We start from the raw sequence: 20,777 nt of genomic DNA, 5'->3' as shown, positions 1-20,777 counted from the left end.
ACGCCATTGGCGCTATCTTCGTGAGCTGCCGTGCTACCTTCGCGCCATCTGTGTCGCTTGCGCTGCGCCGACAATCGACAGTCCAGCAGCGCCACAGAATCCGCATCTCAATCAAATCGGGGGATGATATTGGCCTTGTCGATCAGGTCGATCGGCAACAGATACTCGTGGTCATCCACCTGAACTACCACGTCCTGCTCCTCCACACCGCGAAGGAGGCCCTGGAAGTTACGACGCCCGTCGAAAGGCGAACGCAGCTTGATCTTCACCTGTTCACCGGCATGCGTCGCAAACTGTTCGAGAGTGAACAACGGACGATCCATGCCAGGAGAAGAAACTTCCAGTGTGTACTCCGAGGTAATCGGATCCTCGACATCGAGTACACCACTGAGCTGACGGCTGACGATTTCACAATCGTCGATCAGGATGCCATCGGCTTTATCGATATAGACACGCAGCAGCGAATGACGCCCCTGCGACAGGAACTCGATGCCCCAACATTGGTAACCGAGCGCCTCGATTACTGGGGCCAACAAGGCCTGCAACTGTTCTAGCTTGCTCGACACTTAACGGCCCTCGTGCATGCTGTGCAAATAAAAAATGGGCGAAACGCCCATCCCTTCAATCCGCCGTAAATACCAACGGACACTGTCTTTCAGCTAACAAAAAGCCCCTGAAAAGGGGCCTGCTGAAACTGGTTGCGGGGGCAGGATTTGAACCTACGACCTTCGGGTTATGAGCCCGACGAGCTACCAGACTGCTCCACCCCGCGTCAAAGCTGGGCCGGAATTATACGGCCACCCCCTGGCGAGGGTCAACCAAACACTCCAGCAACAAGAAAGCCCGCGAACTGCGGGCTTTCTTGAGTATGGTACCGAGGAGGGGACTCGAACCCCTACAGCCTATGGCCACTACCACCTCAAGGTAGCGTGTCTACCAATTCCACCACCTCGGCAAAACTGTTACTGCCCTGGAGCCTCCGGCACATCCGAAGCATCGGATGCTGGAGCTTGCTCTTCGAGCACCGGCACATCTTCGACAGCCGGTTTTTGTTGAACTTCCAGAACCGCTGGATCTGGCAGACCAACTTGAGTCAGTGCATCAGCTTTTTCTTTAGCAAAGAACGCTAAACCCAAGCTGGTAATGAAAAAAGCCGCGGCGAGTATACCAGTAAACTTACTCAGAAAGGTAGAGGAACCTTGGCTTCCGAATACAGTTGCCGAAGCACCCGAACCGAACGACGCACCCGCGTCAGCGCCTTTACCCTGCTGCAACAGCACCAGCACCACAATCCCGATCGCACCCAGCAGGTGCAGAACAACAATGACTGTTTCCAGCATTCTTCAGTTTCCTGCAGCGCGACAGATCGCACCGAATTCATCCGCATTCAGAGAGGCTCCACCCACAAGCCCCCCATCGATATCCTGCATGCCGAACAACTCGGCTGCACTGACGGCCTTCACACTGCCGCCATAAAGAATTCTCAGCCCACTCGCGACACCAGCATCGAGCTGCGCAACTTGCGCACGGATTGCTGCGTGCACTTCCTGAGCCTGCTCGGGCGTAGCGGTCAACCCGGTACCAATGGCCCATACAGGCTCATAGGCCACTACGGCGTTTTTCAGCACATCGACACCCAGCGCGCCGATCACTGCGGCCAACTGGCCACCCACTACACCCAGCGTTTTATTCGCTTCACGTTGCTCGCGGGTCTCCCCCACACAGAGCACGGGAGTCAAACCTGCAGCCTGTACCGCTGCAAACTTGCGCACGACCACTTCGTCACTTTCACCCAGAATCAGGCGACGCTCGGAGTGACCAACAAGCACCAGCTCACAACCGCCGTCGACCAACTGACTAACTGCCAGCTCACCAGTCAAGGCGCCCTGCTCTACTTGTGCCGCACAATCCTGCGCTCCAACCTTCACCGCTTTACCATTCAGGCCTTCGACGACCTGAGCGATATGCAGACTGGAGGGAAACACCGCAACATCGACATCAGCAGGCAGTACCTGCTGACGTACACCTTCGATCAGCTCTGCGACGCTTGCGCGGGTACCGTGCATTTTCCAGTTACCAGCGACCAAGGGGCGACGCATGTTTTACCTCGTCGATCAAAGAGGGCGCAGATGTTACCCAAGAGCACCCTCGGTAGCAAGCGCAATCAAGCACAGACTTCGGCAACAATCTTAGCCAATTCATCGGCATAGCCGCGAACCGAGCTTTCCTCGTCACCTTCGACCATCACCCGCACCAGCGGCTCGGTGCCGGACTTGCGCAGCAGCACTCGACCACGTCCAGCCATGCTCTCGGTCACCCGCGCGCAGGCTTCCTTCACCGACGGATGCTCGAGCGGATCGACAGCGCCGGAGAATCGCACATTGACCAGCACCTGCGGACACTTCTTCAGATCGCTGCGCGCATCAACCAGGCTCTGACCGCGGCGCTTGAGCGCCATCAAAACCTGCAGGGCCGCAATAATCGCATCGCCAGTCGTGGTGTGCTGGAAGCACACCAGGTGCCCGGAATTCTCGCCACCGAGCTGCCAGTTGCGCGCCAACAATTCAGCGATCACATAACGATCGCCGACATTGGCGCGAATGAATGGGATGTTCAGATCGGCCAGAGCCAGTTCCAGCCCGAGATTGCTCATCAGCGTGCCGACCACACCACCACGCAGCCGCCCACGCTCCTGCAGATCACGCGCAATGATGAACAACAGCTCATCACCATCGACCACCGCACCATATTGGTCGACCATCAGCACACGATCAGCATCGCCATCGAAGGCGATACCCAGATCAGCCTGCTGTGCGACCACTTCAGCCTGCAACGCGGCAATGTGCGTGGAACCGCAAGCATCATTGATATTGAGACCGTCGGGCTGCGCCGAAATGACTCGAACCTCCGCACCCAGCTCGCGAAACACGCTAGGCGCGACCTTGTAGGCAGCGCCATGGGCGCAATCGATGACGATCTTCAGGCCTTTGAAGCTGGTGCCACTGGGCACACTGCCCTTGCAGAACTCGATGTAGCGACCGGAGGCATCGTTGATCCGCGAAGCCTTGCCGATCCCGGCGGACTCCACCACGGTCATCGGCTGATCGAGCAACTCTTCGATCATCGCCTCGACATCGTCCGGAAGCTTGGTGCCTTCGCTGGAAAAGAACTTGATGCCGTTATCGTCATGCGGATTGTGCGAAGCACTGATGACGATACCGGCATCGGCCTGGAAAGTGCGCGTCAGATAGGCAATCGCCGGCGTCGGCATCGGCCCGAGCAGTTGCACGTCCGCACCTGCGGCAGCCAGCCCCGCCTCGAGGGCGGACTCGAACATGTAGCCAGAGATACGCGTGTCCTTACCGATCAGGATGCGGCACTTGCCCTGCTTGCGAAACGCCATGCCAGCCGCCCAACCGAGCTTGAGCATGAAATCCGGAGTAATTGGAAACTGGCCAACGCGACCACGAATACCGTCGGTGCCGAAGTATTTTCTAGCCATAACGCTTTCCTTGTTATTGCGCCGCTTCAACCGCAGCGATCATGCGCACCACGTCCACCGTTTCGGCGACATCGTGCACGCGCAGAATATGTGCGCCTTTGGTCAAGGCCAGAGCAGCCAATGCCAGACTACCGTAGAGGCGACCACCAACCTCGTGACCAAGCACCTTGCCGATCATGCTCTTGCGTGAGACACCAACCAGCAAGGGCCGCCCCAACGCAGAGAGCTCACTCATGCGCTTGAACAGGGCGAGATTGTGCTCCAGGGTCTTGGCAAAACCAAAGCCCGGATCGAGCAGGATCCGCTCAGCGGGAATACCGGCTGTCGCGCAGGCAGCCATGCGCTCGACGAGAAAATCACGCACCTCAGCGACGATATCCGGATACTGCGGATCATCCTGCATGTTGCCGGGCTCGCCGCGCATATGCATCAGACACACCGGCAGACCAGTATCTGCCGCCGCATCCAGAGCACCATCACGTTGCAACGAACGCACATCATTGATCAGCCCCGCGCCCAGCCTTGCACTTTCGCGCATGACTGCGGGCGTCGAGGTATCCACGGAAATGATCACGTCGAGCTGACGGGCGATAGCTTCGACCACCGGCGCAACCCGCTCCAGCTCTTCGGTCGGAGAAACGGCCCGGGCGCCTGGGCGGGTGGACTCACCGCCGATATCGATCAGCGTCGCACCTGCGGCGACCATCTGCTCGGCGTGACGCAGCGCAGCATCGCGCGCCGTAAAGCGCCCACCATCGGAGAAAGAATCAGGAGTGACATTGAGGATGCCCATCACCTGCGGACGGGACAAATCAAGAAGCCGGCTACCACAGGGTAGCCGGCTCAGGTGTTGCACTTGAGACATATGAAACCTTAGTGCTCGGCCGCCGGCCCACCAATGGGCTTTTCAGAACGATCTGGCTCGTCGACCTTGGCCTGCGGAGCACCGGAGTCACCGCCACCATCCCAGCCGCGTGGCTCACGAGGCTCGCGGCCGTTCATGATGTCGTCGATCTGCTCGGCGTCGATGGTTTCGTACTTCATCAGCGCTTCGGCCATTGCATCGAGCTTGTCACGGTTCTCTACCAGCAGTTTCTTGGCCGTGGCGTAGCATTCATCGATGATGCGACGCACTTCCTCGTCGATCTGCTTGGCAGTCTCGCCGGAAACGTTGCTGGCCTGGCTGCCCATGCTACGACCGAGGAAGACTTCACCCTCTTCTTCCGCATACATCAGCGGGCCCAGCTTCTCGGAAAGCCCCCACTTGGTGACCATGTTCTTGGCCAACTGCGTGGCACGCATGATGTCGTTGGAGGCGCCGGTGGTAACGCCATCGAAACCCAGGGTCATTTCTTCGGCAATACGACCACCGAACAGCGAGCAGATCTGACTGGTCAGCGCGCGCTTGCTCAAGCTGTAGCGATCCTCTTCCGGCAGGAACATGGTCACGCCCAGAGCACGACCACGCGGAATGATGGACACCTTGTAGACCGGATCATGCTCGGGCACCAGACGACCAACGATGGCGTGGCCCGCCTCGTGGAACGCGGTGTTGAGCTTCTCCTTGTCGGACATGACCATGGTCTTGCGCTCGGCGCCCATCATGATCTTGTCTTTGGCCAGCTCGAATTCCTTCATTTCCACCACGCGCTTGCCGGCGCGGGCGGCGAACAGCGAGGCCTCGTTGACCAGGTTGGCCAGGTCGGCGCCGGAGAAGCCCGGGGTGCCGCGGGCGATCACCGCCGGCTGCACGTCGTCGCTCATCGGCACCTTGCGCATGTGCACCTTCAGAATTTGCTCGCGACCACGAATATCCGGCAGACCAACGACCACCTGGCGGTCGAAGCGGCCAGGACGCAGCAGCGCAGGGTCGAGAACGTCCGGACGGTTAGTGGCAGCGATGACGATGATGCCGTCATTCATCTCGAAACCGTCCATCTCCACCAGCAACTGGTTGAGGGTCTGCTCACGCTCGTCGTGACCGCCGCCCATGCCGGCGCCACGATGGCGACCCACGGCGTCGATCTCGTCGATGAAGATAATGCACGGCGCGTGCTTCTTGGCCTGATCGAACATGTCGCGAACACGGCTGGCACCAACACCGACGAACATCTCAACGAAGTCGGAACCGGAAATGGTGAAGAACGGCACTTTCGCCTCACCAGCCACGGCTTTGGCCAGCAAGGTCTTGCCGGTACCCGGCGAGCCAACCATCAGTACACCACGCGGGATGCGACCGCCCAGGCGCTGGAACTTGCCCGGATCGCGGAGGAATTCCACCAGCTCGCTGACTTCTTCCTTGGCCTCGTCGCAACCGGCGACATCGGCGAAGGTGGTCTTGACCTGATCTTCGGAGAGCAGACGCGCCTTGGACTTGCCGAAGCTCATCGGCCCGCCCTTGCCACCAGCACCGCCCTGCATCTGGCGCATGAAGAACATAAATACGGCGATGATCACCAGAATCGGGAAGCTGGCGACCAGCAACTGAGTCCAGATGCTCTGCTGCTCAGGCTGCTTGCCTTCGATAACCACGTTGTTATCCAGCAGATCGCCGATCAGGCCTTCATCCTGAATAGCCGGGCGAATGGTCTTGAAGCCCTCACCATCGGTACGCTTGCCGGAGATCACGTAACCATCGACGGTAACGCGCTCAACGCGCCCTTCCTTCACCTGCTCGATGAATTGCGAGTAGCTCAGGGTCTGCGGCTCGCTCGGACTGGAGAAGTTGTTCATCACGGTAACCAGCACCGCCGCGATGATCAGCCACAGGATCAGATTCTTTGCCATGTCGTTCAATTAGCTACCCTCTGAAGCAGGCCTCGTGGCGAAGCGGGCTTCCCATGACGACCAATGATATACCGACTAACTTACACCAAACGCCCGCGTCCCGCAGGCACCGTCTGTAACCCTTTATGAGGTTTCTGCGACTGAGACCGACAGGGCGGACACCAGTTTCAACTCACATCCCGCGAAAACCGCGCGCCAACAGATATTGCTCACGGGAGCGATCGCGTGAGGACAGCGGCTTGCGCATCTGCACCTTGTCGAACGTCTCGCGCACCTGCTTGTGGTAAGCGTCGAAACCTTCACCCTGGAAAATCTTGATCAGAAAATCGCCACCTGGACGCAAGACACGCCCGGCCAGATCCAGCGCCAGCTCGCACAGATACATCGCACGCGCCTGATCGGCGGTTCTTACCCCACTCATATTGGGGGCCATATCGGAAATAACAAGGTCCACCGGATTTTCGCCGATGGCCTCGAGAATCTGCGCGAAGACCGCGTCATCGGTGAAATCACCCTGAATGAAGGTGACATCAGGAATGCTGTCCATCTCCAGGATATCGGAGGCGATCAGCCGCCCTTTGTCGCCGATCACTCGACTGGTGACCTGCGACCAGCCACCTGGCGCGGCGCCAAGATCGACCACGGTCATGCCCGGGCGCAGGATGCGATCCTTCTCCTGGATCTCCAGCAACTTGTAGCTGGCGCGCGAACGATAGCCGTCTTTCTGCGCCATCTTCACGTAGGGATCATCGAAATGTTCTTTCAGCCAACGCTGGCTGGTCTTGGAACGTGCCACTGAAACCTCTGACTCAACGGGTCATGAATAACTGCGCGGGCTCGGGTAAGATAGGCGCCGTTTTCCAGACCGAATTAGGTACTAACGATTATGCCGCTCACTCAAGAGCAGAAGAAACAATTCAAATCTATCGGCCACCACCTGAAACCTGTATTGATCGTGGCTGACAATGGTTTGACCGAGGGCGTGCTGGCCGAACTGGACCGCGCCCTGAACGATCACGAGCTGATCAAGGTACAGCTGCGCCTCACCGAACGCGAGGATCGCCAGGCCGCCATTGTAGCCCTGTGCGAGAGCGGACGCGCTGAACTGGTCCAGTCGATTGGCAAGGTCGCCCTGCTCTATCGCAAGAACCCCAAGCCGAATCGCAACCTGTCCAACGTTATTCGTTACCAGGGTTGAGGCGCATCCATCGCGATCACGGGCAGGCATGGCGTGCCCTGATCGCGAATGAATTCGCGTCTGAAAGCGTCGTTAGCGCCTGACTGGCGCCCCAGGCACAGGCTGCAGCACCAGCAACAGCCCACAAAATGCCATCACCAGATAGCTGAAGCGCAGCCAATACTCGACCTCGGGCCAGTAGCGCAACACAGCGAAGTAGCTCAGGGCCATGGCCGCAACGGTCAGCAGTAGTTGCCCACGTATATCCCGCAACAGACTCGACAGACCTTCACTGCGCAGCAAGGCAAAAGCCTGCAGCGCAACGCATACCGCTGTCAGACCGACCAGTAGCGGCACCAGCCGCGTGGCTATCTCCTGCACCAGCAGAGGCGCCAGACCGCTTTGGCCGATGGCCGGCAGAATGACGAACTGCAACAACCACAAGCCGCCCACCCAGAGGGTCTGGGCCAGCTGCCAACTGACGGCAGCCGCCCGAGACGGTTGTTGCGGTTTAGATATGACGGACTTCGACAATCTCGTACTCGATCAGGCCACTGGGAGTCTGCACCGCAACCACATCGCCTTCATTCTTGCCAATCAAGGCACGGGCGATAGGCGAGCCGACGGAAATCTTGCCCTGCTTGATGTCGGCTTCGTCCTCGCCAACGATCTGGTAGGTCACGCTTTCGTCTGTCTCGACGTTGGCGATTTCCACCGTGGTGCCGAAGATCACCTTGCCGGTGTGCTCGATGGTGGTGACATCGATGATCACCGCGTTCTGCAGACGACCTTCGATATCACGCACACGCGCTTCGACCATGCCCTGCTGCTCACGCGCGGCGTGGTACTCGGCGTTTTCCTTGAGATCACCCAGCTCGCGGGCTTCACCGATGTCCTGACTGAGTTTCGGGCGAACCACCTTGGTCAGGTGCGCCAGCTCTTCTTCCAGGGCGCGAGCGCCCTGAACGGTCATTGGATATTTGATCATGCCTTGATTCCTGCATGCAGATCCTGCAGCCGGCGCACAGTCTTCTCCGGGCCGAACTTGAGCGCTTCACAGACCGCCTGACCAGCCGCGATGGTGGTGGTGCAGTAGATCTTGTGCTGCAGGGCGTTACGACGGATCGAGTAGGAGTCAGCGATGGACTGACGCCCCTCGGTGGTATTGATGATCAGGGTGACCTCATCATTCTTGATCATGTCGACGACATGCGGACGGCCTTCAGTCACCTTGTTCACTCGACGAACTGGCAGACCAGCAGCCTCGATCACCTTGGCGGTGCCGGCAGTGGCAACCACTTCAAAGCCCAGCGCGATCAGATCACGGGCGACCTGAACGGCTTCCGGCTTGTCATCTTCACGTACGCTGATGAACGCGCAACCGGAGTTCGGCAGGATCTCGCTGGCGCCCAGCTGGGCCTTGGCGAAGGCTTCGCCGAAGGTATCACCGACACCCATGACTTCACCGGTGGACTTCATCTCCGGGCCAAGGATCGGGTCGACGCCTGGGAACTTGGCGAAGGGGAATACCGCCTCCTTGACGCTGAAGAACGGCGGGATGATTTCCTTGCTGTAGCCGGCTTCGGCCAGGCTCTTGCCAGCCATGACGCGCGCAGCCACCTTGGCCAGCGACTCGCCGACGCACTTGGAGACGAACGGCACGGTACGCGAGGCGCGCGGGTTCACTTCGATGACGTAGATGTCCTCGCCCTGCACGGCCATCTGCACGTTCATCAGACCGACCACGCCGAGCTCCAGGGCCATTTTCTTGACCTGCTCGCGGATCTCGTCCTGGATGTGCATCGGCAGCGAGTACGGCGGCAGCGAGCAGGCGGAGTCACCAGAGTGCACGCCGGCCTGTTCGATGTGCTGCATGATCGCGCCGATCACCACGGTTTCGCCGTCGCACACCGCATCCACGTCCACTTCGATGGCGCAGTTGAGGAAGCGATCGAGCAGCACCGGGCTGTCGTTGGAGACTTTCACCGCTTCGCGCATGTAGCGCTTGAGTTCTTCTTCCTGGTAGACGATTTCCATCGCCCGGCCGCCCAGTACGTAGGACGGACGCACCACCATCGGGTAACCGATGTTCTTCGACAGGGCCAGGGCTTCGTCTTCGCTGCGCGCAGTGGCGTTGGCCGGCTGACGCAGGTTCAGGCGCTGCACCATCTGCTGGAAGCGCTCGCGGTCTTCGGCGCGGTCGATGGCCTCAGGGCTGGTGCCGATGATCGGCACGCCTGCTTCTTCCAGCGCGCGGCAGATCTTCAGCGGGGTTTGGCCGCCGTACTGGACGATGACGCCTTTCGGCTGCTCGACACGGACGATTTCCAGCACGTCTTCCAGGGTCACTGGCTCGAAGTAGAGGCGATCGGAGGTGTCGTAGTCGGTGGAGACAGTTTCCGGGTTGCAGTTGACCATGATGGTCTCGTAACCGTCTTCACGCATGGCCAGCGCGGCGTGCACGCAGCAGTAGTCGAACTCGATGCCTTGGCCGATACGGTTGGGGCCGCCCCCGAGAATCATGATCTTCTCACGGCTCGACGGATTGGCCTCGCACTCTTCCTCGTAGGTCGAGTACATGTAGGCGGTGTCGGTGGCGAACTCGGCGGCGCAGGTGTCCACGCGCTTGTACACCGGCAGCACCTTGAGCTTGTGGCGATGGGCGCGCAGGCTCTTCTCGGACACACCCAGCAGCTTGGCCAGGCGCGCATCGGAGAAGCCCTTGCGCTTGAGCTTGAACATCAGGTCGCGGTCGATGGCCGACAGACCAAGGGTCTCCACAGTCGCCTCGTCCTTGATCAGATCTTCGATCTGCACCAGGAACCACTCGTCGATACGGGTCAGCTCGAACACTTCGGCGACGGTCTTGCCGGCGCGGAAGGCATCGGCCACGTACCAGATGCGGTCGGCGCTGGGCACGGTCAGCTCGCGACGCAGAGTGCTTTCAGCCTCCGGGTCATTCAGGTCGAGCTTCGGATCGAAGCCGGCAACGCCCACTTCCAGACCGCGCAGGGCTTTCTGCATGGACTCCTGGAAGGTACGGCCGATGGCCATGACTTCGCCCACGGACTTCATCTGGGTGGTCAGGCGGGCGTCGGCTTTCGGGAATTTCTCGAAGGCGAAGCGCGGCACCTTGGTCACTACATAGTCGATGGCCGGTTCGAACGACGCCGGGGTACGCCCGCCGGTGATGTCGTTGGACAGCTCATCGAGGGTGTAGCCGACAGCCAGCTTGGCGGCGATCTTGGCGATCGGGAAGCCAGTGGCCTTGGAGGCCAGAGCCGAGCTGCGCGATACACGCGGGTTCATCTCGATGACGACCATGCGCCCGGTGTTCGGGCAGATGCCGAACTGCACGTTGGAGCCGCCGGTCTCCACGCCGATCTCACGCAGCACTGCCAGCGAGGCGTTACGCAGGATCTGGTATTCCTTGTCGGTCAGGGTCTGTGCCGGCGCGACGGTGATCGAGTCACCGGTGTGCACACCCATCGGGTCGAAGTTCTCGATGGAGCAGACGATGATGCAGTTGTCCTTCTTGTCACGGACCACCTCCATCTCGTATTCCTTCCAGCCGATCAGCGACTCGTCGATCAGCAGTTCGCTGGTCGGCGACAGGTCGAGACCGCGGGCGCAGATTTCCTCGAACTCTTCACGGTTGTAGGCGATGCCGCCACCGGTACCGCCCATGGTGAAGGACGGGCGGATGATGCACGGGAAGCCAACCTTCTCCAGCACGCCGTACGCTTCTTCCATGTTGTGGGCGATGCCGGAAACCGGGCAGGCCAGGCCGATGTCCTTCATCGCCTTGTCGAAGCGCGAACGGTCTTCGGCCTTGTCGATAGTGTCGGCATTGGCACCGATCATCTCGACGCCGAACTTCTCCAGCACGCCGTGCTTTTCCAGGTCCAGCGCGCAGTTCAGCGCGGTCTGGCCACCCATGGTCGGCAGCAGGGCGTCGGGGCGTTCCTTCTCGATGATCTTGGCCACAGTGGCCCACTTGATCGGCTCGATGTAGGTGGCGTCAGCCATCGACGGGTCGGTCATGATGGTGGCCGGGTTGGAGTTCACCAGGATGACGCGGAAACCTTCTTCCTTCAGCGCCTTGCACGCCTGAGCGCCGGAGTAGTCGAACTCGCAGGCCTGGCCGATGACGATGGGGCCGGCGCCGAGGATCAGGATACTTTTGATGTCTGTACGTTTTGGCATTTTTTCTCTCTCGAATCCGTAGGTCAGTCGGCGGGCTTAGCGGCGCTTGGCCATGGCTTCGATGAAGCGGTCGAACAGTGGCGCCACGTCGTGCGGCCCTGGGCTCGCCTCGGGGTGCCCTTGGAAGCTGAAGGCGTCCTTGTCGGTGCGCTCGATGCCCTGCAGGGTGCCATCGAACAGCGACTTGTGGATCGGCCGCACATTGCTCGGCAGGCTGCTTTCGTCCACAGCGAAACCGTGGTTCTGGCTGGTGATCATCACCACACCGCTGTCGAGATCCTGTACCGGGTGGTTGGCACCGTGGTGGCCATGACCCATTTTCAGGGTCTTGGCGCCGGAGGCCAGAGCCAGCAGTTGGTGGCCGAGGCAGATGCCGAATACCGGAATATCGGTTTCCAGAACGTCCTTGATCGCCTGGATCGCGTAGTCGCACGGCTCGGGATCGCCAGGACCGTTGGAGAGAAACACGCCATCAGGATTGAGCGCCAGCACGTCGCTGGCCGGAGTTTGTGCCGGCACCACGGTCAGGCGGCAGCCACGCTCGACCAGCATGCGCAGGATGTTCAGCTTCACGCCGTAGTCATAGGCGACCACGTGGTAAGGCAGCTCGCTGGCCGGAATTTCCGGGTGGCTGTCGGACTGCAGGTTCCAGGTGCTTTCGCGCCACTCGTAGCGCTCGGTGCAGCTGACTACCTTGGCCAGGTCCATGCCCTTGAGGCCCGGGAAGCTGCGTGCCAGCTCCAGTGCTTTCTCTTCGGTGGCGTCGTCACCGACCAGGATGCAGCCATTCTGCGAACCCTTTTCGCGCAGGATGCGGGTCAGACGGCGAGTATCGATACCGGCGATGGCGACGGTGCCATTGGCTTTCAGGTACTCGTCCAGCGGCTGCTTGTCGCGCCAGTTGCTGGAAATCAGCGGCAGGTCGCGAATGATTAGGCCAGCGGCCCAGACGCGGTTGGACTCGGCATCTTCCGGGGTGGTACCGGTATTGCCGATGTGCGGGTAAGTCAGGGTAACGATCTGCTGGGCATAGGATGGATCGGTAAGGATTTCCTGATAGCCGGTCATGGCGGTGTTGAACACCACCTCTCCGATCGTCTGGCCATCGGCCCCGATGGAATCGCCGCGAAAAATGCTGCCGTCAGCAAGGGCCAAAATGGCAGGTTTGGGGGCTGGCTTAGTCAAGAAGACCTCCGTCTCGATCAAGGCTTGAAGCAAACGCAGGTTGTAAAAAAGCGGGATGACGTGTGAAGGTCATCCCGCTTTTTTATTTGAGCCATTCTGCGTAACTTTTAGTGGACACACTAAAACAGGAAGCTTACAGGAAAACCCTTTTTCGGTCCACCCGGTAAGACGCCTCAGTCACACATTCACATCAACGCAAGCCCAACACGTCCTGCATGTCGTACAGAGCGGCATCACGCCCCTGCAGCCACAGCGCCGAACGCACCGCGCCCTTGGCGAAGGTCATGCGGCTGGAGGCCTTGTGCGTGATCTCGACACGCTCGCCATCGGCGGCGAACAGCACGGTGTGGTCACCCACCACGTCACCGGCACGCACGGTAGCGAAACCAATGGTCTCGCGCTCACGGGCTCCGGTCTGACCTTCGCGGCCATACACGGCGACTTTCTGCAGATCACGCCCCAGTGCATCGGCAACCACTTCGCCCATGCGCAGTGCTGTACCGGACGGTGCGTCGACCTTGTGCCGGTGGTGGGCTTCGATGATTTCGATGTCCACATCGTCACCCAGCACGCGAGCAGCGGTATCCAGCAGCTTCAGGCAAAGGTTGACGCCGACACTGAAGTTGGCGGCAAAAACGATGGGGATCTGCTTGGCCGCTTCGCTCAGCTGCTGTTTCTCTTCCACGGTGAAACCGGTGGTACCGATGACCATAGCCTTGCCCGCCTGGCGACAGACCTCCAGGTTCTTCAGGGTCACCGACGGATGGGTGAAGTCGATCAGCACGTCAAAATCGTCGACCACTGCGGCCAGATCACCCACCAGGGTCACACCTATCTTGCCCAGCCCCACCAGCTCACCGGCATCGGCACCGATCAGGCTGCTGTCGGCGCGGTCGATGGCGGCACGGAGCTTCGCACCCTCGGCCTGACTGACGGCCTCGATCAGGGTCTTGCCCATACGCCCGGCGGCGCCCATCACTGCAATACGTTGCATAACATCAGCTCCAAGCTGCGGGCCTCAAGCTGCAAGCCAAGCGCAATACCCTCTTGCCGCTTGTGACTTGCCGCTTGACGCTCAATTAAACGTCGCCGAAGAAGCGCTTCACGCCCTCGAACCAGCCACTGGCCTTGGGCGAGTGGGAATCGTCACCCTGCAGCGACTTGCGGAACTCATCGAGCAGTTCGCGCTGACGCTTGTTTAGGTTGACCGGCGTTTCCACCGCGACCCGGCACATCAAATCGCCAGCCGCGCCACCACGAACAGGGGCCACGCCCTTGCCACGCAGACGGAACAGCTTGCCGGTCTGCGTGCCTTCGGGGATCTTCAGCTTGACCCGACCATCGAGGGTCGGCACTTCCAGTTCGCCACCCAGCGCCGCATCGGCAAAGCTGATCGGCACTTCGCAGTACAGATGCTTACCATCACGCTGGAAGATCGCATGTTCACGGACGTTGACCACCACGTAGAGGTCACCGGCCGGGCCGCCATGCGTACCGGCCTCGCCCTCGCCGGACAGGCGAATGCGGTCACCAGTATCGACACCTGGCGGCACCTTGACCGACAGCGTCTTGCTCTCTTCCACGCGACCCTGACCGTGACAGCTGCCGCAAGGGTCGGTGATCATCTTGCCGCTGCCATGACAGCGCGGGCAGGTCTGCTGCACGGAGAAGAAACCCTGCTGCATGCGCACCTGACCGATACCACCGCAAGTGGTACAGGTGACCGGGCTGGTGCCCTTCTTGGCACCCGAGCCATCGCAGGTCTTGCAGCCGACCAGGGTCGGCACGCGGATGGTCACGGTGGTGCCGCGCACCGCTTCTTCCAGATCCAGCTCGAGGGTGTAGCGCAGATCCGAGCCGCGCTGGGCACCACCACGCGAGCCGCCGCGAGCACCGCCAAAGAAGTCGCTGAACACATCACCGAAGATATCGGAGAAGTTGGCGCCGCCGAAACCGGCCCCACCACCGCCACCCATCTGCGGGTCGACCCCAGCGTGGCCGTATTGGTCGTAGGCCGAACGCTTGGCCGCGTCAGAAAGTACTTCGTAGGCCTCGTTGGCCTCCTTGAATTTCTCTTCGGAGTCTTTGTCGTCCGGGTTGCGGTCCGGGTGATATTTCATCGCCAGGCGCCGATAGGCCTTCTTCAGCTCGGCTTCACTAGCGCCGCGCTCGACCCCCAGGATCTCGTAATAATCACGTTTTGCCATAGTTGTGCTGCACTCTCAAATTCGTGAGTTCCAGATACGCCGACGCGGGAGAAGGCTCCCGCGCGGCGAATCCTGCCCGTCGCGAGCGACGGTGGAGCGTAAAGAAGAGGCGGCCCGCCGAGCAGGCCGCATCCCTTACTTGTTCTCCTTGACCTCTTCGAACTCAGCGTCGACCACGTCGTCACCGGCATCCTTGGCGTCGCCAGCATCAGCCTGGGCGGCACCGCCCTGCGGCTGCTCGGCATACATCTTCTGCGCCAGCGGCGTGGTGGCTTCGGACAGTGCGTTCATCTTGGCCTCGATGGCGGCCTTGTCGTCGCCTTTCACGGCCACTTCCAGTTCGCCAATGGCTTTTTCGATGGCCGCCTTCTCGTCGGCAGTGGCCTTGTCGCCCGCCTCGGTGAGCATCTTGCGGGTGGCGTGCACCAGTTGATCGCCCTGGTTACGTGCCGTGGCCAGCTCTTCGAACTTGCGGTCTTCCTCGGCGTTGGCCTCGGCGTCACGCACCATACGCTCGATTTCGTCATCGGACAGGCCGGAGTTGGCCTTGATCACGATGGACTGCTGCTTGCCGGTGGCTTTGTCCTTGGCGGACACATGCAGGATGCCGTTGGCGTCGATGTCGAAGGTCACTTCGATCTGCGGCACGCCACGCGGAGCCGGCGGAATCTCGGCCAGGTCGAACTTGCCCAGCGACTTGTTCTGTGCGGCCTGCTTGCGCTCACCCTGCAGCACGTGAATGGTCACGGCGCTCTGGTTGTCATCGGCAGTGGAGAACACCTGCGACTTCTTGGTCGGGATGGTGGTGTTCTTCTCGATCAGCGCAGTCATCACGCCGCCCATGGTTTCGATACCCAGGGTCAGCGGGGACACGTCCAGCAGCAGTACGTCCTTGACGTCACCGGCCAGAACGGCGCCCTGAATGGCAGCACCCATGGCGACGGCTTCATCCGGGTTGACGTCCTTGCGTGCTTCTCTGCCGAAGAACTCGGTCACCAGCTTCTGCACCAGCGGCATGCGGGTCTGACCGCCGACCAGGATCACGTCGTTGATCGAACCGACATCAATACCCGCATCCTTCAACGCGATACGGCAAGGCTCGATGGTGCGCTGCACCAGGTCTTCGACCAGCGATTCGAGCTTGGAACGGGAGATCTTCACGTTCAGGTGCTTCGGACCGGTAGCGTCTGCAGTGATGTACGGCAGGTTGACGTCGGTCTGCTGGCTCGAGGACAGCTCGATCTTGGCCTTCTCGGCAGCTTCCTTGAGGCGCTGCATGGCCAGCGGGTCGCCCTTGAGGTTCATGCCGGTTTCTTTCTTGAATTCGTCGACGAGGTAGTCAATCAGACGAATATCGAAGTCTTCACCGCCGAGGAAGGTGTCACCGTTGGTGGCCAACACTTCGAACTGGTGCTCACCATCGACTTCGGCGATCTCGATGACCGACACGTCGAAGGTACCACCACCCAGGTCATAGACGATCACGGTGTGGTCGCCCTTGGCCTTGTCCATGCCATAAGCCAGCGCAGCCGCGGTAGGCTCGTTGATGATGCGCTTGACGTCCAGACCGGCGATGCGACCAGCATCCTTGGTGGCCTGACGCTGGCTGTCGTTGAAGTAGGCCGGAACGGTGATGACCGCTTCGGTGACTGGCTCGCCCAGGTAGTCCTCGGCGGTCTTCTTCATCTTCTTGAGAATTTCAGCCGAGATTTGCGGCGGCGCCATCTTCTGGCCGTTCACTTCAACCCAGGCGTCACCGTTGTCAGCCTTGACGATCTTGTACGGCACCATCTGAATGTCTTTCTGCACGACTTCTTCGTCGAAACGACGACCGATCAGACGCTTCACCGCATACAGGGTGTTGTGCGGGTTGGTCACGGCCTGACGCTTGGCCGACTGGCCCACGAGGATTTCACCGTCGTTGGCGTAAGCGATGATGGACGGCGTGGTACGAGCGCCTTCGGCGTTCTCGATTACCTTGACGTTGCCATTTTCCAAAATAGAGACACAGGAGTTGGTGGTCCCCAGGTCGATACCGATAATTTTGCCCATGAATGTTCTCCCGAAACTTTGATTTTTCCGTCGCCTCGTTTCTCGGGCGCCGGCAGCACTAAAACGCTTGACTTAAAAATGGGGTCGTTACTGCTGATTTCAAGCCTGCTCGTCGATACTCGGCGGCGGCGTGGTTGGTGCCTTGCTGACCACGACCATGGCCGGGCGCAGCAGGCGACCGTTGAGCAGATAGCCTTTCTGGAACACCTTGAGCACCGAGTTCGGCTCGGCGTGGATGCTCTCTTCCATGGCCATGGCCTGGTGATGCTCCGGGTTGAACGGCGCACCATGCGGGTCGATGGCTTCCAGGTTGTAGCGAGCCAGGGTGTCGTGGAACAGCTTGAGGGTCAGTTGCATGCCCTCACGCACGGCCTTGATCGACACATCGTCAGGGCTGGACAGCTCCAGGCCGCGCTCCAGACTGTCGATTACCGGCAACAGATCGCCGGCGAACTTTTCCAGCGCAAATTTGTGTGCCTTCTCTACATCCTGCTCCGCGCGACGACGCACGTTTTGCAGGTCGGCAGCCACGCGCAGCGACTGATCCTGTGCAGCGGCCAGTTGCTCTTCCAGCGTTTGCACGCGAGCAGCCAGGTCGTCACCAGGCGCCACAGCTTCTGCTGCCTGCGCCTCGGAATTCTGCGTATCCAGGGTCTGTTCGTCAGCCATGCCTTTCTCCTCTCGAAAAAACTGGCGCGATACCGACTCGCGCTCCTGCCGCCTATATGGAGTCAATTCCACAGCTTTCAAGGGGCAATAGGGAGGATTGCCAGAGAAAGAAAAAACACTGTATAAATAACCAGACATCAATTCGGGAGCGTTCGCCATGCTGGTGCACCTGTCCATTCACAACTACGCCATCGTCGACCACCTGGATCTCGAGCTGGATGCCGGCATGAGCGCCATCAGCGGCGAGACCGGCGCGGGCAAATCGATCATGCTCGACGCCCTCGGCCTGTGCCTGGGTGATCGCGCCGACAGCGGCGTGGTACGCCCAGGCGCAGACAAGGCTGACATTCTCGCCAGCTTCGACCTGGCGGACATTCCCGAAGCCCGCACCTGGCTCGCCGAACGGGATCTGGACAACGACGGCCCGTGCATCCTGCGCCGGGTGATCACCGCCGAAGGCCGCTCGCGCGGCTATATCAACGGCAGCCCCTGCCCGCAGGCCGACCTCAAGGCCCTTGGCGAGCTGATCATCGATATCCATAGCCAGCACGAGCATCAGTCGCTGCTCAAGACCGACACCCATCGCCGCCTGCTCGACGAATACGCCGGCAGCCAGGACCTCGCGCGCCAGGTGCAACTCGCCGCGCAACGCTGGAAGCAGACACGCAACGAGCTGGAGCGCATCTCCAGCCAGGGTGACGAACAGCGCGCCCGCCACCAGTTGCTCAGCTATCAACTGGAAGAGCTGGAAAATCTGGCGCTGGGCGACAACGAACTGGAACAGCTGGAACAGGAGCACAAGGCGCTGAGCAACGCTGAAGCGCTACTCGCGGCCTGTCGCCAGGTGCTCGATCTGTGCAGCGAGAGCGATGCCGGCAACGTGCTCTCCGCGCTGACCGCCAGCCTCAACCGCCTGGGCGCCTTTGGCGGCCAGGGCGGCGCCTTGAACGAAGCCAGCAACCTGCTGGCCAGTGCGCAGATCCAGGTCGAAGAAGCAGTCGGCGAGCTGAATCGCTTCCTCGATCACTTCGACGCCGACCCGGAGCGCCAGCAACTGCTCGAAGAGCGCCTGGACACCATCTACACCCTGGCACGCAAGCACCGTATTCAACCAGCCGAACTGACTGCCCTGCAGCAACAGTTGTTCGAAGAGCTTGAGAGCCTGAATGCCGACGACCAGGCCAGCGAACGCCTGGCTGAGGAGCTGACCGCCTATGAACGCCATTATCAGGAAAAGGCAGTCGAGCTCAGCGCGCTACGCAGCAATGCCGCCGAACGCCTGGCCGCTGCAGTGGAGCAGGAAATGCAGGCGCTGGGCATGCCTGGCGGTCGCTTCAACATCCAGCTCCAGGCCATGAGCAGCGAAGAGCCACATGCCAGCGGCCTGGAAACGGTGGAGTTCCTGGTCAGCGCCAACCCTGGCCAGCCGCTACGCGGCCTGGCCAAGGTGGCCTCGGGTGGCGAGCTGTCACGCATCAGCCTGGCGATCCAGGTGATCACCGCACAAACCTCGCGCGTACCGACCTTGGTGTTCGACGAAGTGGACGTCGGTATCGGCGGCCCGACCGCCGAAGTGGTCGGGCAACTGCTGCGCCGCCTCGGCGAACGCGGTCAGGTGCTGTGCGTCACCCACTTGCCGCAAGTCGCCGCGCAGGGCCATCAACATCTGTTCGTGCACAAGCGGCGCGGCGAAGATGCCACGTCTACCGCCGTGAGCAAGCTGGACGAGAGCGGCCGCGTCGAGGAAATAGCCCGCATGCTCGGTGGCGTCGACCTGACCGAGGAATCCCTGGCTCACGCCCGCAAGATGGTCACCAGCGCCCAGGCCGCCTGAAGCGACGTAGCCCGGATGCAATCCGGGAGCACCAAGTCACCCGAATTGCATCCAGGCCACGACAAAGCAAAAAGGCGACCCGAGGGTCGCCTTTTTGATTGCCGCAGAAGAATCAGCTCTTCTTGCGTACGTACAGCACCAGATTGTGGTCGACCAGCTCGAAACCGTGTTCCTTGACGATCTCCTTCTGGCGCTTCTCGATCTCGGCGTCGAAGAACTCGATCACTTCACCGGAGTCGACGCAGACCATATGGTCGTGATGGCCGCTGTCAGCCAACTCGAATACGGCATGGCCGCCATCGAAGTTGTGACGCACCACCAGGCCGGCCGCTTCGAACTGAGTCAGCACGCGGTACACGGTGGCCAGGCCAACGTCCTCACCCGCCTCCATCAGAGCCTTGTAGACATCCTCCGCACTCATATGGCGGTGCTCGGCGTTGTCGAGCATTTGCAGGATTTTGACTCGTGGCAGAGTCACCTTCAGTCCAGCTTTGCGCAGTTCGTTATTTTCAACCATGGTCTGCTTTCTCATGGATGCTGCTTCGCAGCACCCTTCAATACGGGTATGATCCGGGGTTCAAGTTGCCCAAGATAGTGGAAGTCACCCTCCGATGCAAAAAACCAAGCTCTTGCTGACCAGCCTGTCGCTGACCGGGCTCTTCGCACTCGCCGGTTGTTCATTCCCCGGGGTTTACAAGATCGACATTCAACAGGGCAATGTCGTGACACAGGACATGATAGACCAGCTGCGCCCGGGAATGACCCGACGCCAAGTGCGGTTTATCATGGGCAACCCGTTGATCACCGACACCTTCCATGCCGATCGCTGGGATTATCTGTACAGCATCCAGCCCGGCGGCGGTCAGCGCCTGCAGGAACGCGTCAGCCTGGTATTCGACGGCAGCGACCAACTGGTTGGCCTGGCCGGCGACTTCATGCCCGGCGTCAGCCGTGACCAGGCAATCATGGGCCAGACTAGCGACACCAGCAGCGCTCAGCCGCAAGCCCAACCGCAGGATGAAACGCCGCCCGCCCCCGGCTCGCTGCTGGAGCAGATTCAGCGCGAAGTGGACCAGGTCGAGACCGTTCCGGTCCCTACGCCCGAGCCGCTGGACACCGATCCGCAGTAACACATGCACACAAAAAAGCCCGGAGCGA

At 60.6% G+C, this 20,777-nt stretch carries 19 protein-coding genes and 2 tRNA genes; 3 read left to right on the top strand and 18 right to left on the bottom strand.

What is annotated here, in order from left to right; genetic code table 11:
* Positions 1 to 107: 107 nt before the first annotated feature.
* From rimP to rlmE, 9 genes are all read right to left on the bottom strand, one after another.
* Entirely contained in the window at positions 108 to 566 is a 459-nt protein-coding gene (gene rimP, locus BLS08_RS18550) for a ribosome maturation factor RimP (protein WP_004424406.1), read from the bottom strand.
* 129 nt (positions 567 to 695) lie between these two features.
* Positions 696 to 772 (bottom strand) — tRNA-Met (locus tag BLS08_RS18545).
* A gap of 97 nt (positions 773 to 869) precedes the next feature.
* Positions 870 to 955 (bottom strand) — tRNA-Leu (locus BLS08_RS18540).
* A gap of 7 nt (positions 956 to 962) precedes the next feature.
* On the bottom strand, positions 963 to 1,340 hold the full coding sequence (secG, locus tag BLS08_RS18535) for a preprotein translocase subunit SecG (RefSeq protein ID WP_074860159.1): 378 nt from the start codon (positions 1,338 to 1,340) through the stop codon (positions 963 to 965).
* 3 nt (positions 1,341 to 1,343) lie between these two features.
* Entirely contained in the window at positions 1,344 to 2,099 is a 756-nt protein-coding gene (gene tpiA, locus BLS08_RS18530; protein ID WP_004424411.1) for a triose-phosphate isomerase, read from the bottom strand.
* 65 nt (positions 2,100 to 2,164) lie between these two features.
* On the bottom strand, positions 2,165 to 3,502 hold the full coding sequence (glmM, locus tag BLS08_RS18525) for a phosphoglucosamine mutase (protein ID WP_004424414.1): 1,338 nt from the start codon (positions 3,500 to 3,502) through the stop codon (positions 2,165 to 2,167).
* 13 nt (positions 3,503 to 3,515) lie between these two features.
* The gene (folP, locus tag BLS08_RS18520) at positions 3,516 to 4,367 is read right to left on the bottom strand and encodes a dihydropteroate synthase (RefSeq protein WP_090337135.1); all 852 of its coding nucleotides are present in this window, start codon (positions 4,365 to 4,367) and stop codon (positions 3,516 to 3,518) included.
* A gap of 8 nt (positions 4,368 to 4,375) precedes the next feature.
* Positions 4,376 to 6,289 (bottom strand): ATP-dependent zinc metalloprotease FtsH, encoded by a 1,914-nt coding sequence (gene ftsH / locus BLS08_RS18515; protein ID WP_090337133.1) that lies wholly within the window; start codon positions 6,287 to 6,289, stop codon positions 4,376 to 4,378.
* Positions 6,290 to 6,461: 172 nt separating this feature from the next.
* Positions 6,462 to 7,085: a 23S rRNA (uridine(2552)-2'-O)-methyltransferase RlmE gene (rlmE, locus tag BLS08_RS18510; protein ID WP_017675335.1), complete on the bottom strand. Its 624-nt coding sequence runs from the start codon at positions 7,083 to 7,085 to the stop codon at positions 6,462 to 6,464.
* Positions 7,086 to 7,175: 90 nt separating this feature from the next.
* On the opposite strand from rlmE, the gene yhbY reads away from it, so the two are divergent.
* Positions 7,176 to 7,487, top strand: a complete 312-nt coding sequence (gene yhbY / locus BLS08_RS18505) for a ribosome assembly RNA-binding protein YhbY (RefSeq protein ID WP_017675336.1) — start codon at positions 7,176 to 7,178, stop codon at positions 7,485 to 7,487.
* 72 nt (positions 7,488 to 7,559) lie between these two features.
* Here yhbY and BLS08_RS18500 read toward each other — a convergent pair whose 3' ends face one another.
* From BLS08_RS18500 to grpE, 8 genes are all read right to left on the bottom strand, one after another.
* On the bottom strand, positions 7,560 to 8,000 hold the full coding sequence (locus BLS08_RS18500) for a DUF4149 domain-containing protein (protein WP_090337131.1): 441 nt from the start codon (positions 7,998 to 8,000) through the stop codon (positions 7,560 to 7,562).
* A complete protein-coding gene (greA, locus tag BLS08_RS18495; protein WP_004424425.1) occupies positions 7,978 to 8,454 on the bottom strand; it encodes a transcription elongation factor GreA in 477 nt (158 codons plus the stop codon). The genes BLS08_RS18500 and greA overlap by 23 nt, the downstream gene beginning before the upstream one ends.
* Positions 8,451 to 11,672, bottom strand: coding sequence for a carbamoyl-phosphate synthase large subunit (gene carB, locus BLS08_RS18490; RefSeq protein WP_075749492.1), 3,222 nt, complete (start codon positions 11,670 to 11,672; stop codon positions 8,451 to 8,453). Before carB ends, greA begins: the two co-directional genes overlap by 4 nt.
* Positions 11,673 to 11,708: 36 nt before the next feature.
* Complete coding sequence (gene carA / locus BLS08_RS18485) at positions 11,709 to 12,857, bottom strand: glutamine-hydrolyzing carbamoyl-phosphate synthase small subunit (RefSeq protein ID WP_090337129.1); 1,149 nt, start codon at positions 12,855 to 12,857, stop codon at positions 11,709 to 11,711.
* A 190-nt stretch (positions 12,858 to 13,047) separates the two neighbouring features.
* On the bottom strand, positions 13,048 to 13,851 hold the full coding sequence (gene dapB / locus BLS08_RS18480) for a 4-hydroxy-tetrahydrodipicolinate reductase (protein ID WP_090337128.1): 804 nt from the start codon (positions 13,849 to 13,851) through the stop codon (positions 13,048 to 13,050).
* Positions 13,852 to 13,936: 85 nt separating this feature from the next.
* On the bottom strand, positions 13,937 to 15,064 hold the full coding sequence (dnaJ, locus tag BLS08_RS18475; RefSeq protein ID WP_059392584.1) for a molecular chaperone DnaJ: 1,128 nt from the start codon (positions 15,062 to 15,064) through the stop codon (positions 13,937 to 13,939).
* Positions 15,065 to 15,199: 135 nt separating this feature from the next.
* Complete coding sequence (gene dnaK, locus BLS08_RS18470) at positions 15,200 to 17,116, bottom strand: molecular chaperone DnaK (protein ID WP_059392585.1); 1,917 nt, start codon at positions 17,114 to 17,116, stop codon at positions 15,200 to 15,202.
* 99 nt (positions 17,117 to 17,215) lie between these two features.
* On the bottom strand, positions 17,216 to 17,923 hold the full coding sequence (grpE, locus tag BLS08_RS18465; RefSeq protein WP_257787005.1) for a nucleotide exchange factor GrpE: 708 nt from the start codon (positions 17,921 to 17,923) through the stop codon (positions 17,216 to 17,218).
* A gap of 19 nt (positions 17,924 to 17,942) precedes the next feature.
* Between grpE and recN the strand changes: the two genes are divergently transcribed.
* Positions 17,943 to 19,619 (top strand): DNA repair protein RecN, encoded by a 1,677-nt coding sequence (gene recN / locus BLS08_RS18460; RefSeq protein WP_090337126.1) that lies wholly within the window; start codon positions 17,943 to 17,945, stop codon positions 19,617 to 19,619.
* Positions 19,620 to 19,731: 112 nt separating this feature from the next.
* On the opposite strand, the gene fur is transcribed toward recN, so the two are convergent.
* Positions 19,732 to 20,136: a ferric iron uptake transcriptional regulator gene (gene fur, locus BLS08_RS18455; protein WP_003240531.1), complete on the bottom strand. Its 405-nt coding sequence runs from the start codon at positions 20,134 to 20,136 to the stop codon at positions 19,732 to 19,734.
* Between the two features lie 94 nt (positions 20,137 to 20,230).
* Between fur and BLS08_RS18450 the strand changes: the two genes are divergently transcribed.
* On the top strand, positions 20,231 to 20,749 hold the full coding sequence (locus BLS08_RS18450) for an outer membrane protein assembly factor BamE (protein ID WP_075749498.1): 519 nt from the start codon (positions 20,231 to 20,233) through the stop codon (positions 20,747 to 20,749).
* Positions 20,750 to 20,777: the final 28 nt, after the last annotated feature.

The organism is Ectopseudomonas chengduensis (assembly GCF_900102635.1).
GTDB lineage: Bacteria > Pseudomonadota > Gammaproteobacteria > Pseudomonadales > Pseudomonadaceae > Aquipseudomonas > Aquipseudomonas chengduensis.
This window is presented reverse-complemented; position numbering and strand designations above follow the sequence as displayed.

Coding starts and splice junctions, on each gene's coding strand:
- secG (WP_074860159.1), bottom strand. CDS start 1,340: ATGCTGGAAACAGTCATTGTTGTTCTGCACCTGCTGGGTGCGATCGGG.
- tpiA (WP_004424411.1), bottom strand. CDS start 2,099: ATGCGTCGCCCCTTGGTCGCTGGTAACTGGAAAATGCACGGTACCCGC.
- glmM (WP_004424414.1), bottom strand. CDS start 3,502: ATGGCTAGAAAATACTTCGGCACCGACGGTATTCGTGGTCGCGTTGGC.
- folP (WP_090337135.1), bottom strand. CDS start 4,367: ATGTCTCAAGTGCAACACCTGAGCCGGCTACCCTGTGGTAGCCGGCTT.
- ftsH (WP_090337133.1), bottom strand. CDS start 6,289: ATGGCAAAGAATCTGATCCTGTGGCTGATCATCGCGGCGGTGCTGGTT.
- yhbY (WP_017675336.1), top strand. CDS start 7,176: ATGCCGCTCACTCAAGAGCAGAAGAAACAATTCAAATCTATCGGCCAC.
- greA (WP_004424425.1), bottom strand. CDS start 8,454: ATGATCAAATATCCAATGACCGTTCAGGGCGCTCGCGCCCTGGAAGAA.
- carB (WP_075749492.1), bottom strand. CDS start 11,672: ATGCCAAAACGTACAGACATCAAAAGTATCCTGATCCTCGGCGCCGGC.
- dapB (WP_090337128.1), bottom strand. CDS start 13,851: ATGCAACGTATTGCAGTGATGGGCGCCGCCGGGCGTATGGGCAAGACC.
- dnaJ (WP_059392584.1), bottom strand. CDS start 15,064: ATGGCAAAACGTGATTATTACGAGATCCTGGGGGTCGAGCGCGGCGCT.
- dnaK (WP_059392585.1), bottom strand. CDS start 17,116: ATGGGCAAAATTATCGGTATCGACCTGGGGACCACCAACTCCTGTGTC.
- grpE (WP_257787005.1), bottom strand. CDS start 17,923: ATGTCTGGTTATTTATACAGTGTTTTTTCTTTCTCTGGCAATCCTCCC.
- recN (WP_090337126.1), top strand. CDS start 17,943: ATGCTGGTGCACCTGTCCATTCACAACTACGCCATCGTCGACCACCTG.
- fur (WP_003240531.1), bottom strand. CDS start 20,136: ATGGTTGAAAATAACGAACTGCGCAAAGCTGGACTGAAGGTGACTCTG.
- BLS08_RS18450 (WP_075749498.1), top strand. CDS start 20,231: ATGCAAAAAACCAAGCTCTTGCTGACCAGCCTGTCGCTGACCGGGCTC.